Here is a 23,678-nt window from a genome sequence, read left to right as displayed (position 1 = left end):
TTAGGGGGAATCATGATGAAATATCGCTCAGTATTTGATATTATCGGTCCAGTTATGATTGGGCCGTCCAGTTCACATACAGCAGGTGCAGCAAGAATGGGGCAAGTTGCTCGTCAACTTTTCCGTCATGAACCAAAAAGAGTTACGATTTCGTTATATGGCTCGTTTGCAAAAACATATCGTGGTCATGGAACGGATGTAGCATTGATTGGTGGTATACTAGGATTTGAAACAGATGATACACGTATCCCAAGTGCGCTAGAAATTGCAAAAGAGCGTGGGATTGAAGTGGACTTTATTGAAGAAGAAGCGAATGCACCACATCCGAATACAGCGAGAATTCGTTTGTATAAAGGAGAAGAGGAGATTGAAGTGGTCGCTTGTTCAATTGGTGGTGGAAAGATTGAAGTGGTGGAATTAAATGGGTTTGATTTACAACTATCAGGAACAAGTCCGGCACTTCTTATTGTAAATAATGATCGCTTTGGAGCGATTGCATCTGTAGCTTCTATACTAGCCAAACATGAAATTAATATTAGTACGATGAGTGTCTCACGTAAGGAAAAAGGAAGAAGAGCGCTTATGGTCATTGAAACAGATGAATTGTTGGCAGATGAAGTTATCGAAGAAATTAAAGGACAATCTAATATTTGTCAAGTAACTATTATGGATTAATTGCAGGGGGGACACACCATGTTTCGGAACGCAGCGGAACTAGTGGCGCAAGCTAAAGAACAGAATGTAAAAATTGCAGAAATTATGATTCAATGTGAAATGGAGACAAGAAGTATCTCTCGTGAAGAAGTACTTGCAGGCATGGAGAAAAACTTAGTCGTGATGGAACAAGCGGTAGAGCGTGGTATTAAAGGTGTGAAATCACCGACTGGTTTAACTGGCGGAGATGCGGTGAAAGTACAAGAGTATATGAAGAGCGGAAAAGGTTTATCTGGTCATACGATGTTGGATGCAGTGAGCAAAGCGGTTGCAACAAACGAAGTAAATGCAGCAATGGGAATCATTTGTGCAACACCAACAGCTGGATCAGCTGGGACTGTACCAGGCGTACTATTTGCGCTCAAAGAAAAATTACAGCCAACACGTGAAGAAATGATTGAATTTCTATTTACAGCAGGAGCATTTGGGATGGTTGTTGCCAATAATGCTTGCATTTCAGGTGCAGCTGGAGGTTGTCAAGCTGAGGTTGGTTCAGCAAGTGGAATGGCAGCAGCGGCAGCTGTTGAAATGGCTGGAGGAACACAAGAGCAAGCAGCTACAGCGATGGCGATTGCTTTAAAAAATATGCTAGGGTTAGTATGTGATCCAGTTGCTGGACTTGTAGAAGTACCTTGTGTAAAACGTAATGCAGCAGGTGCATCAAATGCTATGATTGCAGCGGATTTATCACTAGCTGGTGTAACAAGTACAATTCCATGCGATGAAGTTATTGAAGCGATGTTTAGAATTGGGCAAACAATGCCAGTTGCACTTCGTGAGACAGCTGAAGGTGGACTAGCAGCAACACCAACAGGGCGTCGCCTTCAAGAAGAGATTTTTGGAAAGAGTAGCAAATAAGAGAATACAATCGTGATAAAAGAACGGAGCTCAGATCTATTTTCTGAGCTCCGTTTATTATTTTTCGTTTGTTAATTGTTCTAATGTTTTTCCAAGTTCATGTGATCGTTTTGTAGCTTGTGTAATACATGCGACGAGTGCTTGTTGAAAATTAAAACTTTGAAGAACCTCGATCCCAGCTTCTGTCGTTCCACCAGGAGAGGTGATTTCTTTTCGTAAGATAGAAGGGTGCTTAGTATTAGCTTTAAGCATTTCAGCGGCACCGATCATTGTTTGTAAAATAAGTGATTTAGCCACAGACTCTTCTAAGCCGATCTGTTTTGCGGCTTCTTCCATTGCTTCAACTACGTAATACACGTACGCAGGGCCACTCCCAGATAGTGCAGTAACAGCATGCATATGTTCTTCTTCCACCACTGAAACAAGGCCAATTGTTTCAAATAAAGATTTAGCAATGTAAATGTGCTGCTCTGTTGTATGCAAGGATGGAGAAATAGCTGTGGCTGATTTTAAAATAGCGGCTGATGTATTTGGCATTGCTCGGATAATCGGAACATTTTTTTGAAGCAGGCTTGTAATAGAACTTGTAGAAACACCTGCTAATAATGAAATAACGAGTTGATTATTCGTTATATATTTTTTTATAGGTTGAAGTGCTTCTGCGACGTCTTTTGGCTTCATTGCAAGGAAAATAATATCCGCATGAGCAAGTAGTTCTTCTTTGTTATGTGTTCCTTTGACACCGTATTTTGTATGTAATTCCTGTAATCTTGTTTCATTTGAGCGGTTACTTACTGTAATTTGTTCACCCGTTACAACCTTCGCATCTAATAAACCGGCGATGATTGCTTCAGCTATAGATCCGGCACCTAGAAAGGAAATATTTTGAATAGACATGATGAAGCCTCCTTAATTTTTGTAAGAAAAACTTATAAATTTACATACATTCGTTTTATTATAGAAAACACCTTCTTTTTATCTGAAAATAATGACAAATTTTTAAAGAAGTTGTAAACTGAAGAGGGATTCATTTTTGAACCGGAGAGAGACGGGGGGCATAAACATGGTAGCAATTCATCGAATGGAGATTCCTGTTCCATTTGCAGTTGAGACAGTTAATGTGTTTTTAGTAAAGGGAGAATCATTAACATTAATTGATACAGGGACAAATACAAAAGAGGCCAGGGCAGCATTAGAAAAACAATTAAGGACTTTAGGATATAGGATAGAAGACATTGAAACAGTAGTGATTACACACCATCATGCTGATCATTGTGGACTTTTAAATACATTTTCTGAGAAGACAAATATTGTGGGCCATCCTTGGAATGAGCCGTGGATTACGCAGGATTCTCAATTTTTGAAACATTATCAACAATTTTTTAAAGAAGCCGCATTACAGTTCGGAGTTCCAGAAGCATTTTTGAAGAATGAAGCATTACTTACGACGAAAACACTTAAATATTCTTGTAATAGATCGTTAACACATACTGTACGAGAGGGAGACAGTATTGAATCGTTACCGGAGTTTACAGTTATTGAAACACCTGGGCATGCTTCGACTCATATTTCGTTATACAGGGAGCGTGATGGACTATTAATTGGTGGGGATGCTTTAATCAGTCATATTTCCTCCAATCCGATACTAGAACCGCCATATGAAGGACAGACAGAGCGAGCGCAACCTTTACTACAATATAATCAAACATTAAAACGTTTAAGTAACATGAAGATTTCACGCATTTTATCAGGTCATGGAGAAGACATTGTGAATGTGAAAGAGCTGATAGAGGGAAGATTGCAAAAACAAGAAACACGTGCTTTCAAAGTGTTAGAATTATTAAAAGAAAAACCGATGACAGCCTTCGAAGTATGTGTGAAATTATTTCCTGTATTATATAAAGAACAATTGCCACTTACGATTTCGGAAACAGTTGGACAATTGGACTTTTTAGCATATAATCAACAAGTGATGATTGATGAATCGTCGCCACAATTGATTTATTATGCAAAGTAGGTGACAGCGATGACGGGACGTTTACAAGAAAAAGTAATCGTCATTACAGGAGCTTCTAGTGGAATTGGAGAACAAGTTGCGATGCAAGTTGCAGCGCAAGGCGCGATTCCTGTATTAATAGCGCGGACAGAAGAAAAACTACGAGTATTAGCTGGAAAGATTAAAGCGACTTACAATACGCCTTGCTATTATTACGTATTAGATGTAAGTGAAGAAGCAGAGATCGATACTGTTTTTGCAAGAATATTAAAGGATGCAGGGCAGATTGATATATTGGTAAACAATGCTGGTTTTGGTATTTTCAAAACGTTTGAAGAAGCGTCCATGACTGAAGTGAAAGATATGTTTCAGGTCAATGTATTTGGATTAGTAGCTTGTACGAAAGCAGTATTACCTCATATGTTAGAGAGAAATAGTGGACAAATCATTAATATTGCTTCGTTAGCAGGGAAAATTGCAACGCCAAAATCTAGTGCGTATGCAGCAAGCAAACATGCGGTATTAGGATTTACGAATAGCTTACGCATGGAGCTCTCAAATACAAATATTCATGTAACAGCGATTAATCCAGGGCCAATTGACACAAACTTTTTTGATATTGCTGATCAATCAGGTACATATGTAAAAAATATGGGACGTTACATGTTAAAGCCAACATACGTAGCAGAGCAAATTGTAAAAGTGATGCAAACGAAAAAGCGTGAAGTGAATTTGCCAAAATGGATGAGTGTTGGGCCAAAACTTTTTGCGTTATTTCCAGGTTTTTTTGAACGTATAGCAGGTAAATCATTAAGTAAAAAATAGGAGATTTCCATTTGGAAATCTCCTATTTTTTATTTTCCCGTAATATATTCATAAACAATATCCTCAATTGCTTCATATACATCGATATTAGGTTCCGAACCAATGGTTGTTTGGACACTTTGAATTAAAGTTTCCCGATCCTCTTTTGAAATAGGTTTACATTGATATTGCCGAAAACTTTTTATCAACATCTTTTCAATTAATTTTTCATTCATGTTTTTCCCCGCTTGCATGTATAAATGTATTGTTTTTATTGTACTTGAAGTATAGAAAAAATACTAGCGTACATCAAAGGTGTATAAAAATTCATGTATAATTATTGTTTTTCTAGAAAAATTACGTTTTTAAAACTTTTAAAATTAATAAATATTTAATTGACTCTATAAATATACAATATTATAATCATATTTAATTTAAAGAATCGATATAAGGAGGAGCATATGAAAGTCGCGATTATTGGAGCAACTGGATATGGAGGAATTGAGTTAATAAGGTTGTTACATCATCATCCATATTTTTCGATTACATCTGTCCATTCTTTTTCACAAGTAGGGGAACGAATAACAAATGTATATCCGCACTTACAAAATTTTATTGTCCATACGTTACAAGAAATCGACGTGGATGTAATAGCGAAGGAGGCTAGTATTGTATTTTTAGCGACACCAGCAGGGGTTTCGGCGGAGCTGACGCCACGCTTGCTAGCGTCTGGTTTAAAAGTTATTGATTTATCAGGTGATTTCCGTATGTTGAATCCTTGTACATATGAAACATGGTATAAAAGGCCTGCTGCAAAGGAAGAAATTCTTCAAAAGGCAGTGTATGGATTAAGTGAATGGAAAAAGTTAGCTATTAAAGAAACGGAATTGGTTGCAAATCCAGGATGTTTTGCAACAGCGGCACTGCTAGCAGCTGCGCCATTAATGCGGGGCGGGATGATAGAGGAAGACTCACTTATTATCGATGCGAAATCAGGGGTGTCAGGAGCGGGAAAAACACCGGCAACAATGACCCATTTTCCAGAGCTGTATGATAATTTCCATATTTATAAAGTGAATGAGCACCAGCATGTTCCAGAGATTGAACAAATGCTTGGTGAGTGGAATAAACAGGCGAAACCAATTACATTTAGTACACATTTAATTCCGATATCGAGAGGGATTATGGTTACTCTCTATGCAAAAGCAAAACGAGATATCCATGCACAGATATTAGAGAAGCTATATGAAGAAACGTATTGTCATGCTCCTTTTGTTCGTATCCGTTCTAAAGGAGAGTTTCCAAGTCCAAAAGAAGTAAGGGGTTCAAATTATTGTGACATTGGAGCGGCTTATGATGAACGAACAGGACGTATTACAGTAGTTTCCGTTATCGACAATATGATGAAAGGAGCGGCTGGGCAAGCAATTCAAAATGCAAACTTATTAGTAGGTCTGGAGGAAACGGCGGGATTACAATATATGCCGCTCTATCCATAAGGGGGAAGAATGATGATTGGAACAGATTCTATTATAAAAGTTGCAAGTGGATCAATTGTAACGCCAAAAGGTTTTGCAGCGATTGGTACCCAGGTTGGGTTGAAAAAAGGGAAAAAAGATATGGGAGCAATTGTTTGTGATGTTCCTGCTAATTGCGGAGCTGTTTATACAACAAATCAATTTCAAGCTGCGCCAGTACAAGTTACAAAAGAAAGTATAGCTGTGGAAGGAAAGCTACAAGCAATTGTTGTAAATAGCGGAAATGCAAATGCATGTACAGGTGTACAGGGGTTACAAGATGCGTATGAAATGAAAACGTTGGCTGCGAAACAATTCCAGCTAAAAGAAAATCATGTAGCAGTTGCTTCAACAGGTGTCATTGGAGTTTCTTTACCAATGGAAGCAATTCGTACTGGTATTTCCTATCTCGTACCATCGAAAGAAAAAGAGAAGGCAGCTTCCTTTTATGAAGCGATATTAACAACGGATCTTGTTATAAAGCAATCATGTTATCAGTTTATGATTGAAGGAAAAGAAGTGACGATTGCAGGGGCAGCAAAAGGTTCTGGTATGATTCATCCGAATATGGCAACGATGCTTAGCTTTATTACAACAGATGTAAATATAGAACAAGAAGCACTCCAGCTAGCATTATCACAAGTTACGAATCATACATTTAATCAAATTACTGTGGACGGTGATACATCTACAAATGATATGGTCGTTGTAATGGCAAGTGGGTTATCAGGAACAACTGCTATTTATACGAATCATACGGAGTGGGAGAAGTTTATGTTTGCTTTGCAAAAGGTATGTGAGGACTTAGCGAAGCAAATTGCTAAAGATGGTGAAGGTGCTACTAAGTTAGTTGAAGTAAATGTATACGGAGCACGAACAGTAGAAGAAGGGAATAAGATTGCGAAACAAATTGTTGGCTCAAGTCTTGTGAAAACTGCAATGTATGGTGAAGATGCAAATTGGGGCCGCATTATTAGTGCGATTGGTCAAAGTGGAGTTGTTATTGATCCTATCGCTGTTGATATTGCTGTTCAGTCTATTCCTGTTTTACAAAGCAGCGAGCCACAAGCGTTTTCTCAAGAGGAAATGAAACAAAAATTAAAGGAATCTGAAATTGTTATTGATGCTCATTTGCACCTTGGAGGAGAGAAAGGAAGAGCTTGGGGCTGCGACTTAAGCTATGACTATGTGAAAATAAATGCTTGTTATCGTACGTAAGGAGAGAGAAGATGAGCGAGTATATCGTAGTAAAATGCGGTGGTAGTATGCTAGAACGTTTAGAACATGTGTTTTTTGAATGTATAGAGCAGCTGAAGAAAAAATATCAAGTTATTGTTGTTCATGGCGGTGGAGCAGAAATTGATGCAAAGCTAAAGCGATTTAATATTCCAATTGAAAAGAAGAATGGATTACGTGTGACGACAAAAGAAGTGATGAATGTTGTTCAAATGGTTTTATGCGGAAGCACGAATAAAAAAATGGTGATGAATTTTCAAAAGCATGGCTTGCATGCAATCGGAATCTCTGGTTGTGATGGGAAATTACTTCAAGTTCAGCCTTTTGATGAGGATATTGGATATGTTGGTGAAGTTAGCGGTGTAGAGACTTCACTATTAAAAGGGTTACTAGATTTGAATTATATTCCGGTTATTGCTCCAATTGGGGTAAGAGGAAACCAGGTTTATAACATAAATGCAGATACAGCCGCAGCCGGAATTGCAGCTGCGCTGGGGGCGAAAGAACTTATTTTTATTACGGATGTAGATGGGATATTGTTCGAAGGGAAGTTGTTAACGAAAGCGGATGAAGCTGAGATCCTACGTCTGATAGAAAAAGAAATTATTACAGGGGGGATGATTCCGAAAGTGCAGGCTGCTCTCACCTCAATACAGATGGGAGTCGAGCATGTCAGCATTGTAAATGGTACAAAACATTTTGTAGGAACATCAGGGGAGTGGGTTGGAACGACGGTAACAAAAGGGGTGAATATCGTATGAGTAGTCATATATTTCCGACATATGGGAGACGCAGTGTTGAAATTGTTCAAGGAACCGGAACAAAAGTGATAGATGAAAGTGGGGAAAAGTATTTAGATTTTACTTCTGGAATTGCTGTATGTAATTTAGGACATTGTCATCCTGTACTTGTAGAAGCAGTAAAAAAGCAATTACAGGAAATTTGGCATATATCAAATCTTTTTCCGCACAAGGCACAAGAAAAGGTAGCTGAATTGCTAACAGAGGGGCGTGAGTTAGATTACGTGTTTTTTTGTAATAGCGGGGCAGAAGCCAATGAAGCAGCGCTTAAACTAGCGCGGAAGCATACGGGGAAATCTCTTGTTTTAACATTTCAGCAATCTTTCCATGGAAGAACATTTGGAACGATGAGCGCAACGGGGCAAGAGAAAGTAAAAAAGGGATTTGGTCCACTTCTTCCATCTTTTTCACATATTCTCTTTAATGATATAGCCGCGCTCAGGGAGACAATGAATGAAGAAGTAGCTGCAGTTATGGTGGAAGTTGTTCAAGGTGAGGGTGGCGTCTTACCTGCTGATATTTCCTTTTTGCAAGAGATTGAGAAGTTATGTAGACAATATGGTGCTCTTTATATAATCGACGAGGTGCAAACGGGTATGGGAAGAACGGGAACGTTGTTTGCTTATGAACAGACCGGAACATCCCCAGATATCGTTACAGCGGCAAAGGCGCTTGGAAATGGGATCCCGGTTGGGGCAATGCTTGGAAAGAAAGAGCTTATGACTGCTTTTTCAGCGGGGACTCATGGTTCAACATTTGGCGGAAATTACATTGCAATGACAGCAGCAAAAGAAGTACTACAAATTATAAAACAACCTTCATTTTTACAAGAAGTAAAAGAAAAGGGAGAATACTTCCTGCAAAAATTAAAGAAAGAATTACTTGATGTTGAATGGATTACTAATATTCGAGGGAGAGGACTTATGATTGGAGTCGTTTGTAAGTGTGACGTCACATTCATTATAGAACAGTTAGAAAAAGAGGGGCTTCTTGTATTGCAAGCTGGAACAAATGTTTTGCGACTTTTACCACCACTCATTGTAACGAATGAAGAAATAGACGAAGCAGTAAATATGATAAAAAGAGTGATTTGTACACAAAAATCACCAATATTATAAGGGGGGAATTCTATGTCAACTATACAAGTACCGAAATTACAAACGAAAGATCTTTTAACATTAGAAGAACTGACGCAAGAGGAGATAATTGCGCTAATTGAATTTGCAATGTATTTAAAAAAAGAGAAGCATGAACCTTTATTAGAAGGGAAAATATTAGGGTTAATTTTTGATAAACATTCAACTCGTACGCGTGTTTCTTTCGAAGCAGGAATGGTACAACTCGGTGGACATGGAATGTTTCTAAGTGGAAAAGAAATGCAACTTGGCAGAGGAGAAAGTGTTTCAGACACAGCAAAAGTATTATCTCATTATATTGATGGAATTATGATTCGTACATTCTCGCACGCAGATGTAGAGGAGCTTGCGAAAGAAGCAAGTATTCCTGTTATTAATGGATTGACAGATGATCATCATCCGTGTCAGGCATTAGCTGATTTGATGACAATTTATGAAGAAGTTCATACATTTAAAGGGATTAAACTTGCTTACCTAGGGGATGGAAATAATGTATGTCACTCTTTACTGCTAGCAAGTGCAAAAGTCGGTATGCATATGACAGTGGCGACTCCCCCGGGGTATGAACCGAATGAACAAATTGTAAAGCGTGCACTAGAAATTGCAAATGAGACGGGAGCAAATATTGAAGTTTTGAATGATCCGGAGTTGGCAGTGAAAGGTGCTGACTTTATCTATACCGATGTTTGGATGAGCATGGGGCAAGAAGATACGGAAGGGAAATACCAATTATTTCAACCGTTTCAAGTGAACGAAAAACTTGTTCAGCATGCGAAAGCAACGTATCGCTTCTTACATTGTTTACCCGCTCATCGTGAAGAGGAAGTAACAGGAGAAATTATAGATGGATCGCATTCTGTTGTCTTTGCGCAAGCAGGGAATCGATTGCACGCTCAAAAAGCATTATTGGTAAGTCTACTTCAAAACATCAAAAAACCTTCCTAATCGGGGAGGTTTTTTTGTTACGAAATGTCTGATGTATATTTGGTGAATGTTCTTTGTATCATTTATAATAAGATGAAGTTAGTATAAGTGAAGTTAAATAGGGTTGTTTGTGTCGTAGTATTAAGTTCATACTACGAAGAGAAAAAACTATTAAAGAGATGATAATTGTGCAAATAGGTAAAAAAACATATTCATTTTTTCAACGTATTTGGAGAGTGCTTAAATTTCATTATTATAAGTTGCTCCGGTCGCCAGAAGGAGCGAAGAAAGTGTCACGTGGATTTGCGATTGGATTTGCTTTGGAAATGTTGGTGATTTATACAGCGTCACTTGTTTATCTTATTTTTTATCCAATTGTACGCTTAGCAAAGGGATCTTTTCCAGCAGCGGTTATTGGTAATATTATCGGAAAAATATCATTTCTTCCGGTAATTTTGTTTCCGTTTGCGTATGCATTAGGGAAAACTTTATATCCATTTGAAATAAAGGTAATTCAGCATAAACCATATACAATATCTGATCTTTTCTCGAGTAATATTTTTATTATGTTAAAGAGCTTATTACAGAGTGAAGTATATGTATTAATTGGGATGACAATTTTCGGGGGTGTATTTGGAGTAATATCTTATTTTGTTGTGCATTATTTATATGAAAAGAACCGTAAGTTACGTTTGAAAAAAAGAAAAAAACGCGCGAGAGAACCACTTGTACAAATATAAAGAATGTCACATTCATTTTCCGCCTTGAATATGCTTAAAAAAGGAGGGTGAATGAATGTATTATTACTATGTACCTCAAGCATACTCATATGTGCATTATTATCCTGTTCCTTATACAAGGCAACAGTTTGAAACATATCAGCAAGCGCAGCCTTCTCCGGAGCAAAAACCATACTTAACAACATGGCCGTATTCAAATGTATATTATGGAAACTATTATGAATCATAAAGCTGCTTCCTTTGGAAGCAGCTTTATACGTTTGTTTTCAAAATTAAATTTTGAATTGTTTGAAGCGAGTGAATGAGTTGTTCACGATCGCTTTCCGATAATGTTTGAAAGTTTTCTTTTAGTTTGTCTAAAATGAATTGTTGATATTGACTTACTGACGATTTCCCTTCTAGTGTTAGAGAAATTAAAATGACTCGTCGATCTTTTTCGCTGTAATGACGCTCTATAAGTTCTTCTTGAATCAATTTATTTAATAGAGGTGTCATGTTGGGCCTTGAAATCGCTAATCGCCTTCCGATTTCTGACACTGCTAATGTGCCACGTTCATGCAATAGCAGTAACACCTGTGTATGTGACGGTGGCATGTGCCTTTGTGAAGAAAACTCTCCAGGAAGCATAAATTTGCGATAAAAAAGAGGCACTAACGAAAGAAGATGATCAACAATACGTTCCCATTCGCGTGATTCCATATAAAGGCCCCCTTCCATTATCATTGTAACAAAAAAAGGTACCGTATAAAAATAGAATTGTTCGTTTTTGTTTTAATATTTGTAGGATAGAACTTGTTTAGTAAACGCGTTGGCAATAATTTCATAACCTTTATCATTTGGATGTACTTGATCGTACAGTAATTCTTTTTTATCATTTGGTATTAATTTTCGAATTGGTAAAACAATGGACGGTTGATTCGCTTTTGAAATTGAGTAAACCGCATCATTCCAGCCATCTAAAAACATATCTGCATAAGAAGCAATTGAATCATCGAGTTGTAGAGGGTTATAGAGCTCAGATAGAATGAGTAAAGCATTTGGGTTGAGAGTTCGAACTGTCTTTACAATGTTTTTTACGTCTTCTTCAAAATGAGTTTTTTCTTTATTTAACATTTTAATACCATCTATAACACCTACATCACGATTTAAACGGAATAAATTATTTCCTCCAATATTAATGGTAATTATATTTGCTTCTTTAATTTTTTGCTGCACTTCTTCTGCCTGAATTTTTTGAACGAGACGATCTGTTGTAAGTCCGTTCACTCCAAGGTTTTCTACTCTAATCGGTTTGTGAATTTGTTCCTCTATTTGCTTGGAAGCTAATTCGGAAAACCCTCCTTGTGTCGAGCCATATCCCTTTGCAAGCGAATCTCCTAACACAAGATGATAAAAAGAGTCATTTGTTTGTTTATCAATCCAATGAGGAGTAGATGATGCTGATTTTTCTTTTTGTTTTGTTGTCTCATCGTTCTTTTCAAAATGCGAATAAGAAATGATTAGAAGGAGGAGACAAACAATAATTAAGATGACTTTTTTCATAAAATTATCCTCCTTGTAATTGGTTATTGTATCATATTTAGCTGTATAAGTAATGGAAGGTTATATTATATCTTTATGTAAAGTTTACAATAAATTTACATAAAATTTGTAGAAGTATGTCAAAAATTATTGACGATATGAAAGTATGTTCGATATGATAATGTCAGATAAGGTGAAACTTCCATCAGTGGGGGATTTTCTTCATCCCTTCACCTGATGGTTAGTTGAACCAATCGGGCTTTTACGGGCAGTTGATCCCCCATCTAACTTTTTTGCTTCTGCTAAATTTTGAGGTGAGGATCTTACTGTCCGCAAATAGCGGGATAAGTGAATAGGCGTCACTCTAATATTCTAATATGAGGAAATAAGAGAATGAAGGTAGAGAATACTTTATTAGAGTTTGATGAAAAGTTCATTTTATTTGTTTTTAAAGGGACAATTTAATAAGGGGGATTTTTTGTGAAGAAATCAAAGAAAGCGCTAGCAGGAGCGACGCTTGCATTAGGTGTTATCGCACCTCAAGTAATGCCAACTATTGCTCATGCAGAGGAACAAGCAGGAGAAAGTACAGTTAATTTACGAATATTGGAAACTTCGGATATTCATGTTAACTTAATGAACTACGACTATTATCAAACGAAAACAGATAATAAAGTTGGTTTAGTTCAGACAGCAACTCTTGTAAATGAGGAACGTGCAAAAGCGAAAAACTCTGTACTATTTGATGATGGGGATGCTCTACAAGGGACGCCGCTTGGGGATTATGTGGCGCAAAAAGGTTTGGATGGAAACTATGTTCACCCTTTATATCGTGTAATGAATTTAATGAAGTATGACGTCATTTCTCTTGGAAACCATGAATTTAACTACGGTTTGGACTATTTAAAGAAGGCGATTAGTAAAACACAGTTCCCAGTAATTAATTCAAATGTATACAAAGACGATGGCGATAATAATGAAGAGAATGATGAAAACTACTTTAAACCGTATCATGTTTTTGAAAAAGAAGTAACAGATGAAAACGGTAAAATACAAACAGTAAAAATAGGTGTAATGGGCTTTGTACCCCCGCAAGTTATGGGATGGGATAAAGCGAATTTAGAAGGAAAAGTAAAAGCAAAAGACATTGTAGAAACTGCAAAGAAAATGGTTAAAAAAATGCAAGCAGAAGGTGCAGATATCATTGTTGCATTAGCTCACTCTGGTGTCGATAAAAGTGATTATAAACCTGGTATGAAGAATGAGAATGCATCCTATTATTTAGCAACAGAAGTTCCTGGTGTTGATGCAGTGTTAATGGGACATTCTCATACGGTAATAACGGACAAGTTTAACGGTGTTCCAGTTGTGATGCCAGGTGTTTTTGGAAGTAATTTAGGTATCATTGATATGGAGCTGAAAAAGGTAAACGGCAAGTGGGAAGTACAAAAAGATAAATCAGTTCCAAGTGTTCGTCCGATTTCTGATAGTAAAGGAAATGCATTAGTAGAATCTGATAAGAAATTAGTTGATGAAATTAAAGATGATCATGAAGCGACAATTAAATATGTAAATACACCTGTCGGTAAAACAACAGCACCAATTAATAGTTATTTTTCACTTGTACAAGATGATCCATCTGTACAGCTTGTTACGAATGCCCAAAAATGGTATGTAGAAAAGCTATTTGCAGAAAATGGACAATACAGTCAATATAAAGGAATCCCAGTTTTATCAGCAGGTGCACCTTTTAAAGCAGGCGGCCGAAATGGTGCAACTTATTATACTGATATTCCAGCAGGAACTTTAGCGATTAAAAACGTTGCTGATTTATATGTATATCCAAATACACTGTATGCTGTAAAAGTAAATGGTGCGCAAGTAAAAGAATGGCTTGAAATGTCTGCAGGTCAGTTCAATCAAATTGATCCAAATAAAGCGGAGGAACAGTCATTAGTAAATGTAAACTATCCTACATATAACTTTGATATTTTAGATGGCGTAAAATACGAAATTGATGTGACACAACCAGCAAAGTATGATAAAGATGGAAAAGTAGTAAACCAAAATGCAAATCGTATTGTGAATATAACATATGCTGGAAAACCAATCGCTGATGATCAAGAATTTATTGTTGCTACAAATAACTATCGTGGCAGCAGTCAAACATTCCCTGGTGTAAGTAAAGGTGAAGTTGTATATCAATCTCAAGATGAAACGCGTCAAATCATTACGAAATATATGAAAGAAACACCTGTTATTAATCCAGCAGCAGATCAAAACTGGGCGTTTAAACCAATTGCTGCTGAAAAATTAAATACTACATTTGACTCTTCACCAAATGCGCAGAAGTACATTACAAAGGATGGGAAAATCTCTTATGTTGGTCCATCTGAAAATGAGTTTGCGAAATATGCAATTGATTTAACGAAAAAGAACGATGGAGATAAGCCGACACCGCCAACACCGCCAACACCAGGTGAAGGAAATGATGGAGATAAGCCAACAACACCGCCAACACCAGGTGAGGAGAACAACGGTGGTAATCCAACAACACCAGGCGGGGAAAACAACGGTGGTAACCCAACAACACCAGGCGGAGAAAACAATGGAGATCCCCAAACAAATCCTGACAATGGAAATAAAGATACGAAAGAACATACAAATGTAAGTGAAGATAAAGAAACAAACGAAGTAGAGCGTGATTTACCAAAAACGGGAGCGAGTGTCTTCTCTACAATTGGAGCGGGACTTGCGTTTGTTGGAGCAGGCGTGTTTATGTTATTTAGACGAAAAAAAGCAAATAGATAATAACGTTCGCAAATAGAGGAATAAAGAAAAAAGGGATTACCACTGTCGGTAATCCCTTTTTCTTTATATTTCATTTAAGAAACTGAAACAGTTTTTTCTTTTTTCCATGAAAGCCCGAATCCTGTGAATCCAACGATAATTGTAACGATTGGGCAAGCTAAGCAGAAGATTGAGTATGGAACATAATCAATTGTTGGAACGCTTAGTACGTTTGCTAAGAAGACGCCGCTTACGCCCCATGGTACAAGAGGATTAACAACTGTGCCTGCATCTTCTAGTACGCGTGATAAATTACGGCGTTCTAAACCGACTTCATCGTATTTGTTAGCAAATGCTTGTCCTGTTAAAACGATAGATAAGTATTGCTCACCAAGCAAGAAGTTAACTCCAATTGCTGTTGAAGCGGTAGAAATAATTAAACGAGTGCTTGTCTTAACGAAATTAGAAATAATGTTCATAAGCTGAGTAATAATGCCAATTCCTTGTAGTAACCCACCCATAGAAAGAGCAAGGAAAATAAGTGCAATTGACATAAGCATACTTTGTAATCCACCGCGTGATAATAAACTATCAATATCTTTTATGCCTGTCTTAGCAACATAGCCATCTTGCATAATTTTCATCAAATCAGCAAGTGATGTACCCGGCTTGAAAATAAAGAGAATGATAATACCAGCTACAATGCCAGCAAGTAAAGTTGGAACAGCCGGTACTTTTTTAAATGCGCATACGAATAGTAATAGAATCGGAATAAGTGTGACAATTGAAATGATTGTATTCTTTTCTAACGCATTTGTAAAAGTAGAGAAATCAACATTTCCTGAAGAACCACTTCCTAAAATGAAGAAAGCGATAAAGGCAATAATGAAAGCAGGAATTGTTGTCCAAAGCATGTTACGAATATGTTCAAATAGATCCACTCCTGTTACAGCAGGAGCTAAGTTTGTTGTATCCGATAAAGGAGACATCTTATCCCCGAAGAAAGCTCCAGAAACAATTGCACCAGCAATAAGTGCTGGATCGTATCCAAGAGCAGTACCCATTCCCATAAAAGCAAGTCCTACTGTCGCTGCTGTTGTAAAGGCGCTGCCGATACTTGTTCCGACAATTGCACAAACAACAAAGACTGTCGGGATGAAAATCTTTGGTGCTACAAGCCCGAATCCGTATACCATTAATGTTGGAATTGTCCCAGCAGCGATCCAAACGCTAATTAATACACCGACAAGTAAGAAGATGAAAATGGATGGAATACCAGCTGAAATACTACTTATCATTCCTTTTTCCATAGTAGACCAAGGGATTTTTTTAATAAATCCAAATGCTAATAATACAATAATGCCAAATAAAATTGGGATGTGTGGTGATGTTCCTAATTGAATAACGCTAAAGCCAATACAGAAAAAGATGAAAAATGTTAAAAGAATAGATTCAATTTTTGAAACCATTGTTTGCCCCTCCTAATAATCTAAAATAGTTCTTTTTTATATAAAATTCGCCAATATTGTATATTTCCTTCTAAAATTTAGAATTTTGCGACAAATTACCGGTAATTGTTTAGCATCATAAAAAAACGTCCCTGCATATAAATATGCAGGGACGAAAAGAATCGCGGTACCACCCTAGCTTGTGAAATGAACGTAGCACAAAATAAAGGGTCGTATAATATGCACCAACAGAAAATAAAAAACGCCCCTGCAGTATATGCAGGGACGAAAAAAATCGCGGTACCACCCTAAATTGTGAAACAGTTTCATTTCACCACTCTGTAGAAATAACGGTCCATAACCGTCTTTCACTACTCCAAACGTTTCGTAAAAGAAGCTCCAGGGGGTAATTCATAATTCGCTCTGTACTGGTTCGCACCGACCACCAGCTCTCTGAAATCAGAAAACGAAATACTACTAAATCCTATCATCGCCGATTCATATGATGTTAGTTAAATTTTTATCACATATCTATCACATATGTCAACATATATACTTATTATTTTTTTTAAGAAAATAACGAGAGAATGTTTTTTTTAGTTCTTATTTGTGCGTTATAATGAAAATAGAAAGGAGGGGAGTGAATGAAGAAAAAATTATTTCTTTTGACAACCTTACTTGTTCTTGGTGGAGGTGCTGGAATTTATACAGTATTTGCGGCATCACCAGATCAACCGAAATTAAAGGTTGAGCAAAAAGTAGAAACAAAGGAATTAGAGAAAGTCAAAGAAGAAAAGAATAGAGAGAAAACAGCTGCTAAATTAGGTGTTCCTCTTGAAGGAAAAACAGAAAAAGAAATTCAAAAAGAGTTAAATACAGCAAGGTTTGAAAAGCGTCATGAGCTGCTTATAGAACATGCAAAACAACTTGGAATTGATACTGAAGGGAAAAAAGACGAAGAGATTATTTTGGAAATCGGAAAGATTCAGCATGGAAAATAAAACGACTTATCTTATGATAAGTCGTTCTTTTTTAAGAACATTTACCTTTTAAAATAATTGACAGTATTTTAATTTTAATGTTAACTATATTTATATAAAAGTTAACATTAGGGGTGACAATTGTGACTGTTAGTAGCAATACAAGTAAAAGAACAACCTATACATATGAAGAGTTGGCTGAGAAAAATAAAGCATACGTATGGCATCCATTTACGCAAATGAAGGACTATTTAGCGGAAGATCCAGTTATTATTGAGCGAGGAGAAGGCCGTAAATTATATGACGTAAATGGAAATGGTTATTGGGATGGCGTTTCATCCATTTGGCTTAATGTTCATGGACATCATGTTCCTGAATTAGATAATGCAATTCGTGAACAATTAAATAAAGTCGCGCATTCGACTATGCTAGGACTTGCAAATGTGCCATCGATTTTACTTGCAGAAAAGATCATTGAAGTTGTTCCGGAAGGTTTGAAAAAAGTATTCTATTCAGATTCTGGTTCTACAGCTGTTGAAATTGCAATTAAGATGGCTTTTCAATATTGGCAGCATAAAGGAAAACCTAAAAAACAAAAGTTTATTACATTAAAAGAAGCATATCATGGAGATACAATTGGAGCTGTTTCAGTAGGAGCGATTGACTTGTTTCACCAAGTGTACAGTTCGCTCTTATTTGAAGCAATAAAAATGCCATATCCATATACATATCGTTCTCCTTATGGGGATGACAAAGAACAAATTGTTCAAAAACATTTGGAAGAAATGGAAAAGTTATTAAAAGAAAAACATGATGAGATTGCAGCTATTATTGTAGAGCCGTTAATGCAAGGTGCAGGCGGTATGATTACAATGCCGAAAGGATATTTAAAAGGTCTTCGAGATCTTTGTACAACATATAATGTTTTATTTATTACAGATGAGGTGGCAACGGGATTTGGTCGTACTGGAAAAATGTTTGCTTGTGAACATGAAAATGTTACACCGGATATTTTAACAGCTGGAAAAGGCTTAACCGGTGGGTATTTACCGGTAGCTATTACTGTGACAACAGATGAAATTTATGATGCTTTTTTAGGTAGCTATGAAGAGCAGAAAACATTTTTCCATGGTCATAGTTATACCGGCAATCCATTAGGTTGCGCAGTTGCAATTGCTAATTTAGAACTTTATGAAAAAACAAATCTAGTAAAAGATGTTGCATACAAAGCAGAATATGTAGGGAAACAATTGGAAGCACTTTATGAATACAAACATGTTGGAGATATTCGTCAGTGTGGATTGATGGTAGGAATTGAACTTGTGAAAAATAAAGAAACGAAAGAGCCGTTTGAATGGACGGAGCGAGTAGGCGTGGAAGTGTGTAAGCGATCAAGAGAACTAGGAATGATTTTACGTCCGCTTGGTAATACCATTGTATTTATGCCACCGTTAGCATCTCAAGTAGATGAGATTGATGAAATGCTGCACATTTTATATCAAGCAATTGCAGATGTTACGGAGGGAGAATAATGGGTGGCTTTTTTATAACGGCAACGGATACGGAAGTGGGAAAAACAGTTGTTACAGGTGCATTAGCAGGAGTATTTAGAAATCGCGGGTATAACGTAGGGATATATAAACCATTGCAAAGCGGGCACATCGCTTCGAATCCAGAAGGGGATGCAGTTAGATTGAAAATGGCATCAGGAGTAATGACAGAGGCTGATCGCATTAGTCCTTATTCTATTGAAGAACCTCTCGCGCCAAGATTGGCAATGCGGCGAGCAGGAAGAACTGTGACACTAGCACAAATTACGGCTCATTATAATGAGTTAATGACAGAATTTGATAGTTTGCTTGTAGAAGGTGCAGGTGGTCTTGCAGTCCCATATACAGAAGATGCTTTAGTGGTTGATTTTGCAAAGGAATTGAAATTACCACTTATTATTGTCGCACGTCCGGCGTTAGGTACTGTGAATCATACCGTTTTAACGATTTCGTATGCGAAAGCCCATGGTTTAACAGTTGCGGGTGTTATTTTATCCGGCTGTAAGGAATGTGAGAAGGAACGTGTGCAAGAGAATAAAGAAATGATTGAGGAGTTAAGTGGTATTCCGGTTTTGGGTTTACTACCAGAGCTTCAAGAAGGGTTTACGCGTGAAGAACTATTGAAAGCAGCAGAAGAGAATATTACGATTTCAAATTTAGAGGAGTTCGTCAAACATGGATCAAACGTGGAATTTACACTTTCACTCTAGTTTAAATCGTTTGAAAGAGAAATCACAATATCGACATGTAGTTATGACTGAGCAAGCTGAAGAACCATGGCTTATTAGGAATGGAAAACGTATGTTAAATTTAGCTTCGAATAACTATCTAGGCTTGGCGGGAGATAGACGATTAAAAGAAGCGTCTATTGTAGCGACAAAGGAATATGGAGTAGGAGCGACAGCATCACGACTTGTTGTAGGAAATTATGCACTATATGAAGAGGTCGAACAGAGTGTTTGTGATTGGAAAGAAACTGAAAAAGCAATCATTGTGAACAGTGGATATTCAGCAAATGTCGGGGCAATCTCTTCTTTAGTTGGGCGTCACGACATTGTTTTTAGCGATAAGTTAAATCATGCCAGCATTGTTGATGGGATTATGCTTAGCGGTGCAGAACATAAAAGATATCGACATAATGATTTAGAATATTTGGAAAGATTGTTGCGGATGGCACCTGTCGCAAAGCGAAAGTTAATCGTAACAGACACGGTTTTCAGCATGGATGGAGATGTTGCGCATCTAAAAGAGTTGATTATGCTGAAAGAAAAATATGGAGCATTATTGATGGTTGATGAGGCGCATGCAGGTGGAATATATGGAAAGCATGGTGCTGGTTTAGCGCATGTAGAGCAGGGACTTTCTGAAGGAATCGACATTCATATGGGAACGTTTAGTAAAGCGCTAGGGTGTTATGGAGCTTATTTAGCAGGTGATGCAATTTGTATCGATTATATGAAAAACACGATGAGAAGCTTCATTTTCACAACAGCATTACCGCCAGGGACACTTGGCGCAATGAAACGTGCAATTGAAATTGTGAAGGAAGATGAGGGAAGACGGCAGCGGCTCTTAGAAAATGGAGCTTATTTCCGCAATGCTTTAGAAGAAGTTGGTTTCAATATTGGTGATAGTTCAACACATATAGTACCAATTATTGTGGCGTCGAATGAAGCTACGCTACATTTTAGTGAAAAACTGCAGGAGGCAGGAATTGCTGCAATTGCTATCAGGCCACCAACTGTTCCATATAATAGTTCGCGAATCCGATTCGCAGTTACATCTGAACATACAAAAGCTGACTTGCAATGGGCTATTGAGCAAATCATTCGAATTGGTAAAGAAGAGGGGGAATGAGATGAAACAGCCCGAGCTTATTTTCATTCCTGGATGGGGGATGGAAAAACAAGTATGGGATCCATTACTTCCATATTTTCAGGAATATTCTGTCTGGCATGTTGAATGGCGTGGTGTAAAAGAACTTAGTGAGTTTGCAGAACGAGTAGCAGAAGCTGCAAGAGGGCAGGATGTGATTTTGATTGGATGGTCACTTGGTGCATTAGCTGCCCTTCAAGCATGTGATAGAGTGCGGGTAAAAGGGATGATTTTAATAGGTGGTACAGCAAAGTTTACAGTGGATGAAAATTACGAGAGTGGATGGAAACTTCCTTTTGTAGAGCGGATTAAAAGAAGTTTAGTGAAGGGAAAGGACCACACATTGGAGCGTTTCTATAAAAGTATGTTTACAAAACAAGAGATAAAAGATAGTGAACAATTTGAAGACATTGCAGAACGTTTTCAAGGTGATTCCATTGAATCTTTACAGCTGGGACTTGATTATTTAATAGAGATGGATATGAGAAGTCAGTTAAAGCATGTAAAGATGCCGGTATTACTTCTTCATGGAGAACAGGATGCGATATGTCCACTATCTGCTGCTCGCTATATACAAGAAAATACGAATGGGGCGCTTAAAGTAATAAATGGAGCTGGGCATGCACTTTGTGTAACTGATTCCGAATATTGCGCAAATGAAATCATCCAGTTTGTAGAGGGGATACAAAATGATCAACAAAACGTTATTACAAAAACGATTTAATGGGGCAGCTGTATCCTATGATCAATATGCAAGTGTACAAAAAAAGATGGCGCAACAATTAATTTCTATAATGAAAAAACACTATCACAAGATGTCGTCCATCCGTATTTTAGAACTCGGATGTGGCACAGGCTATTTGACTGAGCAATTAGCTGTTTCCTTTCCAAATGCAGCAATTACTGCAATTGATTTTGCTGAAAGTATGATTGCTGTTGCGAAAACGAGAAATCACGTGGAATCTGTGACATTTCGGTGTGAAGATATTGAACATCTTACATTAAGTGAGTCATTTGATGTCATTATTTCAAGTGCAACATTTCAATGGCTAAACGATTTGCAAACAACGGTGAAACGTTTATATCATCATCATTTATTTGAGGATGGCTTGTTGTTATTTTCAACATTTGGAGAGCAAACATTTCAAGAACTTCATACGGCATTTCAAAGTGCTAAAGAAGAAAGAAATATGCAAAATGATGCATCTGTTGGACAACATTTTTTAACGAGAGAACAGCTGCAAGATGTATGTGAAAGTGTAACAGGGGATGTTCATGTTTCTGAAACATGTTACATAGAGAAGTTTGCTACAGTTCGTGAGTTTCTGCAATCGATTCGGAAAGTAGGCGCGACGAATAGCAATGCAGAATCTTACTGTCAAAGCCCATCTATCTTTCGAACTATGCTCCGCATATACGAAAAAGATTTCACGGAAGAAGGGGAAATTGTAGCAACGTACCATGCTTTATTTGCGTATATTGAAAAAGAGGGGAAGAGAAGAAATGAAACAAGTACAAACAAAAGTAGATTGGAAGCAAATTGCATCTGAAGTAGTAGAGGGCAGAAGTATAACGAAAGAAGAAGCGATAGCTATTTTAGAAGCAGATGATACAGAAGTATTAGAGATTATGAATGCAGCTTATATCATACGTCATCATCATTTTGGTAAAAAAGTAAAATTAAATATGATTATTAATACGAAATCTGGATTATGCCCAGAAGATTGTGGGTATTGCTCACAGTCTATCGTTTCAGAGGCACCAATCGATAAGTATGCATGGTTAACACAGGAAAAAATTATTGAAGGTGCACACGAAGCAATTCGCCGTAAAGCGGGTACATACTGTATTGTTGCATCTGGTCGTCGTCCAACTGATAAAGAAGTAAATCATGTTATCGGTGCAGTGAAAGAAATCCGTGAAACAACGGATTTGAAAATTTGCTGCTGCTTAGGTTTTTTAAATGAGGATCAAGCAGGACGCTTAGCAGAAGCAGGTGTTCACCGTTATAACCATAACTTAAATACACATGCAAACAATTATGATAGCATTTGCTCAACACATACGTATGATGATCGTGTAGATACAGTAGAAAAAGCAAAGCAAGCGGGTATTTCCCCATGTTCTGGTGCGATTTTTGGAATGGGGGAAACGAAAGAGCAGCGCGTTGAAATTGCGCTTGAATTACAACGTATAGATGCGGATTCTATTCCATGTAACTTCCTTGTTGCTGTAAAAGGAACACCGCTTGAAGGACAGAAAGAATTAACACCAGTAGAATGTTTAAAAGTACTAGCGATGATGCGATTTGTCAATCCATCAAAAGAAATTCGAATTTCCGGTGGCCGCGAAATTAATTTGCGCTCTGTGCAGCCGCTTGGCTTATTCGCAGCAAATTCAATCTTTGTTGGTGATTATTTAACAACAGAGGGGCAAGAGCCAACAGCAGATTGGAATATGATTGAAGATTTAGGGTTTGAGATTGAGGAATGTGCGCTGTAAAAATGAGGGGGAAAGCCCCTTTGTAGATTAGAATAATCGAATAAAGTTTATACAAAACAGCCATTTTTTCATGGAATATTTATGAAAGGATGGCTGTTTTATGGTTTCCATTACAAAGGAAAATATTTTCTTTTGTGTACAAACACCTTTTTCCACTAACAAATAACACATATGGAAAATAAAGGAGGGGTGATTGAAATAAAAAGGTAAATAAAAAAATATTTCGATTATATTGTGATTGGTGCTGGAACTACCGGAGGGGTAATCGCTAAAGAATTGACAGATGA

24 protein-coding genes and 1 other annotated feature are annotated in these 23,678 nt (G+C 37.3%); of the genes, 19 read left to right on the top strand and 5 right to left on the bottom strand.

The genetic code is table 11. The annotated features are described in order from the left end of the window. The first annotated feature begins 15 nt into the window (after positions 1 to 15). Both sdaAB and sdaAA read left to right on the top strand, forming a co-directional pair. Positions 16 to 675: an L-serine ammonia-lyase, iron-sulfur-dependent subunit beta gene (gene sdaAB, locus BPMYX0001_RS17590; RefSeq protein WP_016116224.1), complete on the top strand. Its 660-nt coding sequence runs from the start codon at positions 16 to 18 to the stop codon at positions 673 to 675. Between the two features lie 18 nt (positions 676 to 693). Then, positions 694 to 1,572, top strand: coding sequence for an L-serine ammonia-lyase, iron-sulfur-dependent, subunit alpha (sdaAA, locus tag BPMYX0001_RS17585; RefSeq protein WP_003208393.1), 879 nt, complete (start codon positions 694 to 696; stop codon positions 1,570 to 1,572). Between the two features lie 57 nt (positions 1,573 to 1,629). Here the strand turns inward: sdaAA and proI are convergent, their stop codons facing one another. After that, a complete protein-coding gene (gene proI / locus BPMYX0001_RS17580; RefSeq protein WP_006095917.1) occupies positions 1,630 to 2,469 on the bottom strand; it encodes a pyrroline-5-carboxylate reductase ProI in 840 nt (279 codons plus the stop codon). A gap of 166 nt (positions 2,470 to 2,635) precedes the next feature. Between proI and BPMYX0001_RS17575 the strand changes: the two genes are divergently transcribed. Next, positions 2,636 to 3,589, top strand: a complete 954-nt coding sequence (locus BPMYX0001_RS17575) for an MBL fold metallo-hydrolase (protein ID WP_006095916.1) — start codon at positions 2,636 to 2,638, stop codon at positions 3,587 to 3,589. Between the two features lie 9 nt (positions 3,590 to 3,598). Then, positions 3,599 to 4,393 (top strand): SDR family NAD(P)-dependent oxidoreductase, encoded by a 795-nt coding sequence (locus BPMYX0001_RS17570; protein ID WP_018780804.1) that lies wholly within the window; start codon positions 3,599 to 3,601, stop codon positions 4,391 to 4,393. Between the two features lie 29 nt (positions 4,394 to 4,422). Here BPMYX0001_RS17570 and BPMYX0001_RS17565 read toward each other — a convergent pair whose 3' ends face one another. After that, a complete protein-coding gene (locus BPMYX0001_RS17565; RefSeq protein ID WP_018766126.1) occupies positions 4,423 to 4,608 on the bottom strand; it encodes a YqzH family protein in 186 nt (61 codons plus the stop codon). 225 nt (positions 4,609 to 4,833) lie between these two features. On the opposite strand from BPMYX0001_RS17565, the gene argC reads away from it, so the two are divergent. The 7 genes from argC (at position 4,834) to BPMYX0001_RS33210 (ending at position 10,954) form a co-directional block, all read left to right on the top strand. Further along, the gene (gene argC / locus BPMYX0001_RS17560) at positions 4,834 to 5,871 is read left to right on the top strand and encodes an N-acetyl-gamma-glutamyl-phosphate reductase (RefSeq protein ID WP_006095914.1); all 1,038 of its coding nucleotides are present in this window, start codon (positions 4,834 to 4,836) and stop codon (positions 5,869 to 5,871) included. 12 nt (positions 5,872 to 5,883) lie between these two features. Further along, complete coding sequence (gene argJ / locus BPMYX0001_RS17555; protein WP_018780806.1) at positions 5,884 to 7,107, top strand: bifunctional glutamate N-acetyltransferase/amino-acid acetyltransferase ArgJ; 1,224 nt, start codon at positions 5,884 to 5,886, stop codon at positions 7,105 to 7,107. Positions 7,108 to 7,118: 11 nt separating this feature from the next. Continuing rightward, positions 7,119 to 7,886, top strand: coding sequence for an acetylglutamate kinase (argB, locus tag BPMYX0001_RS17550; RefSeq protein WP_006095913.1), 768 nt, complete (start codon positions 7,119 to 7,121; stop codon positions 7,884 to 7,886). Beyond that, positions 7,883 to 9,043: an acetylornithine transaminase gene (locus BPMYX0001_RS17545; RefSeq protein WP_033799092.1), complete on the top strand. Its 1,161-nt coding sequence runs from the start codon at positions 7,883 to 7,885 to the stop codon at positions 9,041 to 9,043. Before argB ends, BPMYX0001_RS17545 begins: the two co-directional genes overlap by 4 nt. A 12-nt stretch (positions 9,044 to 9,055) precedes the next feature. Next, on the top strand, positions 9,056 to 10,006 hold the full coding sequence (gene argF / locus BPMYX0001_RS17540; protein ID WP_006095911.1) for an ornithine carbamoyltransferase: 951 nt from the start codon (positions 9,056 to 9,058) through the stop codon (positions 10,004 to 10,006). Between the two features lie 167 nt (positions 10,007 to 10,173). Continuing rightward, positions 10,174 to 10,725 carry a DUF2062 domain-containing protein gene (locus BPMYX0001_RS17535; RefSeq protein WP_033799091.1) on the top strand — a complete coding sequence of 184 codons (552 nt, stop codon included), beginning with the start codon at positions 10,174 to 10,176 and terminating at the stop codon, positions 10,723 to 10,725. Positions 10,726 to 10,780: 55 nt separating this feature from the next. Beyond that, positions 10,781 to 10,954 (top strand): hypothetical protein, encoded by a 174-nt coding sequence (locus tag BPMYX0001_RS33210; protein WP_003200119.1) that lies wholly within the window; start codon positions 10,781 to 10,783, stop codon positions 10,952 to 10,954. Between the two features lie 23 nt (positions 10,955 to 10,977). Here BPMYX0001_RS33210 and BPMYX0001_RS17530 read toward each other — a convergent pair whose 3' ends face one another. Further along, a complete protein-coding gene (locus BPMYX0001_RS17530; protein ID WP_018766123.1) occupies positions 10,978 to 11,424 on the bottom strand; it encodes a MarR family winged helix-turn-helix transcriptional regulator in 447 nt (148 codons plus the stop codon). A 72-nt stretch (positions 11,425 to 11,496) separates the two neighbouring features. After that, entirely contained in the window at positions 11,497 to 12,267 is a 771-nt protein-coding gene (locus BPMYX0001_RS17525; RefSeq protein WP_006095908.1) for a GDSL-type esterase/lipase family protein, read from the bottom strand. Positions 12,268 to 12,726: 459 nt separating this feature from the next. Between BPMYX0001_RS17525 and cpdB the strand changes: the two genes are divergently transcribed. Beyond that, positions 12,727 to 15,057 carry a bifunctional 2',3'-cyclic-nucleotide 2'-phosphodiesterase/3'-nucleotidase gene (gene cpdB / locus BPMYX0001_RS17520; RefSeq protein WP_006095906.1) on the top strand — a complete coding sequence of 777 codons (2,331 nt, stop codon included), beginning with the start codon at positions 12,727 to 12,729 and terminating at the stop codon, positions 15,055 to 15,057. Between the two features lie 74 nt (positions 15,058 to 15,131). Here the strand turns inward: cpdB and nhaC are convergent, their stop codons facing one another. After that, positions 15,132 to 16,505: a Na+/H+ antiporter NhaC gene (gene nhaC / locus BPMYX0001_RS17515; protein WP_003208412.1), complete on the bottom strand. Its 1,374-nt coding sequence runs from the start codon at positions 16,503 to 16,505 to the stop codon at positions 15,132 to 15,134. A 257-nt stretch (positions 16,506 to 16,762) separates the two neighbouring features. Further along, positions 16,763 to 16,984 (bottom strand) — a binding site (T-box leader). 144 nt (positions 16,985 to 17,128) lie between these two features. On the opposite strand from nhaC, the gene BPMYX0001_RS17510 reads away from it, so the two are divergent. The 7 genes from BPMYX0001_RS17510 (at position 17,129) to bioB (ending at position 23,391) form a co-directional block, all read left to right on the top strand. Then, positions 17,129 to 17,485 (top strand): hypothetical protein, encoded by a 357-nt coding sequence (locus BPMYX0001_RS17510; protein ID WP_003200096.1) that lies wholly within the window; start codon positions 17,129 to 17,131, stop codon positions 17,483 to 17,485. Between the two features lie 122 nt (positions 17,486 to 17,607). Beyond that, complete coding sequence (gene bioA / locus BPMYX0001_RS17505; protein ID WP_033799090.1) at positions 17,608 to 18,996, top strand: adenosylmethionine--8-amino-7-oxononanoate transaminase; 1,389 nt, start codon at positions 17,608 to 17,610, stop codon at positions 18,994 to 18,996. Next, positions 18,996 to 19,724, top strand: a complete 729-nt coding sequence (gene bioD / locus BPMYX0001_RS17500; protein ID WP_006095904.1) for a dethiobiotin synthase — start codon at positions 18,996 to 18,998, stop codon at positions 19,722 to 19,724. The genes bioA and bioD overlap by 1 nt, the downstream gene beginning before the upstream one ends. Further along, positions 19,690 to 20,871 carry an 8-amino-7-oxononanoate synthase gene (gene bioF / locus BPMYX0001_RS17495; RefSeq protein ID WP_033799089.1) on the top strand — a complete coding sequence of 394 codons (1,182 nt, stop codon included), beginning with the start codon at positions 19,690 to 19,692 and terminating at the stop codon, positions 20,869 to 20,871. Before bioD ends, bioF begins: the two co-directional genes overlap by 35 nt. A 1-nt stretch (position 20,872) precedes the next feature. Further along, positions 20,873 to 21,613, top strand: coding sequence for an alpha/beta fold hydrolase (locus BPMYX0001_RS17490; RefSeq protein WP_006095902.1), 741 nt, complete (start codon positions 20,873 to 20,875; stop codon positions 21,611 to 21,613). Beyond that, positions 21,579 to 22,439: a malonyl-ACP O-methyltransferase BioC gene (gene bioC / locus BPMYX0001_RS17485; RefSeq protein WP_033799088.1), complete on the top strand. Its 861-nt coding sequence runs from the start codon at positions 21,579 to 21,581 to the stop codon at positions 22,437 to 22,439. Before BPMYX0001_RS17490 ends, bioC begins: the two co-directional genes overlap by 35 nt. Beyond that, positions 22,393 to 23,391, top strand: coding sequence for a biotin synthase BioB (gene bioB / locus BPMYX0001_RS17480; RefSeq protein WP_018766115.1), 999 nt, complete (start codon positions 22,393 to 22,395; stop codon positions 23,389 to 23,391). The genes bioC and bioB overlap by 47 nt, the downstream gene beginning before the upstream one ends. Positions 23,392 to 23,678: the final 287 nt, after the last annotated feature.

Origin of the sequence: Bacillus pseudomycoides DSM 12442, from assembly GCF_000161455.1 — a bacterium.
GTDB lineage: Bacteria > Bacillota > Bacilli > Bacillales > Bacillaceae_G > Bacillus_A > Bacillus_A pseudomycoides.
The sequence above is the reverse complement of the archived record's forward strand: the minus strand, read 5'-3'. Positions and strand labels throughout refer to the sequence as shown.

Excerpts from the sequence above, each read along its gene's own strand:
- sdaAB (WP_016116224.1), top strand. The coding sequence starts at position 16 with ATGAAATATCGCTCAGTATTTGATATTATCGGTCCAGTTATGATTGGG.
- sdaAA (WP_003208393.1), top strand. The coding sequence starts at position 694 with ATGTTTCGGAACGCAGCGGAACTAGTGGCGCAAGCTAAAGAACAGAAT.
- proI (WP_006095917.1), bottom strand. The coding sequence starts at position 2,469 with ATGTCTATTCAAAATATTTCCTTTCTAGGTGCCGGATCTATAGCTGAA.
- BPMYX0001_RS17575 (WP_006095916.1), top strand. The coding sequence starts at position 2,636 with ATGGTAGCAATTCATCGAATGGAGATTCCTGTTCCATTTGCAGTTGAG.
- BPMYX0001_RS17570 (WP_018780804.1), top strand. The coding sequence starts at position 3,599 with ATGACGGGACGTTTACAAGAAAAAGTAATCGTCATTACAGGAGCTTCT.
- BPMYX0001_RS17565 (WP_018766126.1), bottom strand. The coding sequence starts at position 4,608 with ATGAATGAAAAATTAATTGAAAAGATGTTGATAAAAAGTTTTCGGCAA.
- argC (WP_006095914.1), top strand. The coding sequence starts at position 4,834 with ATGAAAGTCGCGATTATTGGAGCAACTGGATATGGAGGAATTGAGTTA.
- argJ (WP_018780806.1), top strand. The coding sequence starts at position 5,884 with ATGATTGGAACAGATTCTATTATAAAAGTTGCAAGTGGATCAATTGTA.
- argB (WP_006095913.1), top strand. The coding sequence starts at position 7,119 with ATGAGCGAGTATATCGTAGTAAAATGCGGTGGTAGTATGCTAGAACGT.
- BPMYX0001_RS17545 (WP_033799092.1), top strand. The coding sequence starts at position 7,883 with ATGAGTAGTCATATATTTCCGACATATGGGAGACGCAGTGTTGAAATT.
- argF (WP_006095911.1), top strand. The coding sequence starts at position 9,056 with ATGTCAACTATACAAGTACCGAAATTACAAACGAAAGATCTTTTAACA.
- BPMYX0001_RS33210 (WP_003200119.1), top strand. The coding sequence starts at position 10,781 with ATGTATTATTACTATGTACCTCAAGCATACTCATATGTGCATTATTAT.
- BPMYX0001_RS17530 (WP_018766123.1), bottom strand. The coding sequence starts at position 11,424 with ATGGAATCACGCGAATGGGAACGTATTGTTGATCATCTTCTTTCGTTA.
- BPMYX0001_RS17525 (WP_006095908.1), bottom strand. The coding sequence starts at position 12,267 with ATGAAAAAAGTCATCTTAATTATTGTTTGTCTCCTCCTTCTAATCATT.
- nhaC (WP_003208412.1), bottom strand. The coding sequence starts at position 16,505 with ATGGTTTCAAAAATTGAATCTATTCTTTTAACATTTTTCATCTTTTTC.
- BPMYX0001_RS17510 (WP_003200096.1), top strand. The coding sequence starts at position 17,129 with ATGAAGAAAAAATTATTTCTTTTGACAACCTTACTTGTTCTTGGTGGA.
- bioD (WP_006095904.1), top strand. The coding sequence starts at position 18,996 with ATGGGTGGCTTTTTTATAACGGCAACGGATACGGAAGTGGGAAAAACA.
- bioF (WP_033799089.1), top strand. The coding sequence starts at position 19,690 with ATGGATCAAACGTGGAATTTACACTTTCACTCTAGTTTAAATCGTTTG.
- BPMYX0001_RS17490 (WP_006095902.1), top strand. The coding sequence starts at position 20,873 with ATGAAACAGCCCGAGCTTATTTTCATTCCTGGATGGGGGATGGAAAAA.
- bioC (WP_033799088.1), top strand. The coding sequence starts at position 21,579 with ATGATCAACAAAACGTTATTACAAAAACGATTTAATGGGGCAGCTGTA.
- bioB (WP_018766115.1), top strand. The coding sequence starts at position 22,393 with ATGAAACAAGTACAAACAAAAGTAGATTGGAAGCAAATTGCATCTGAA.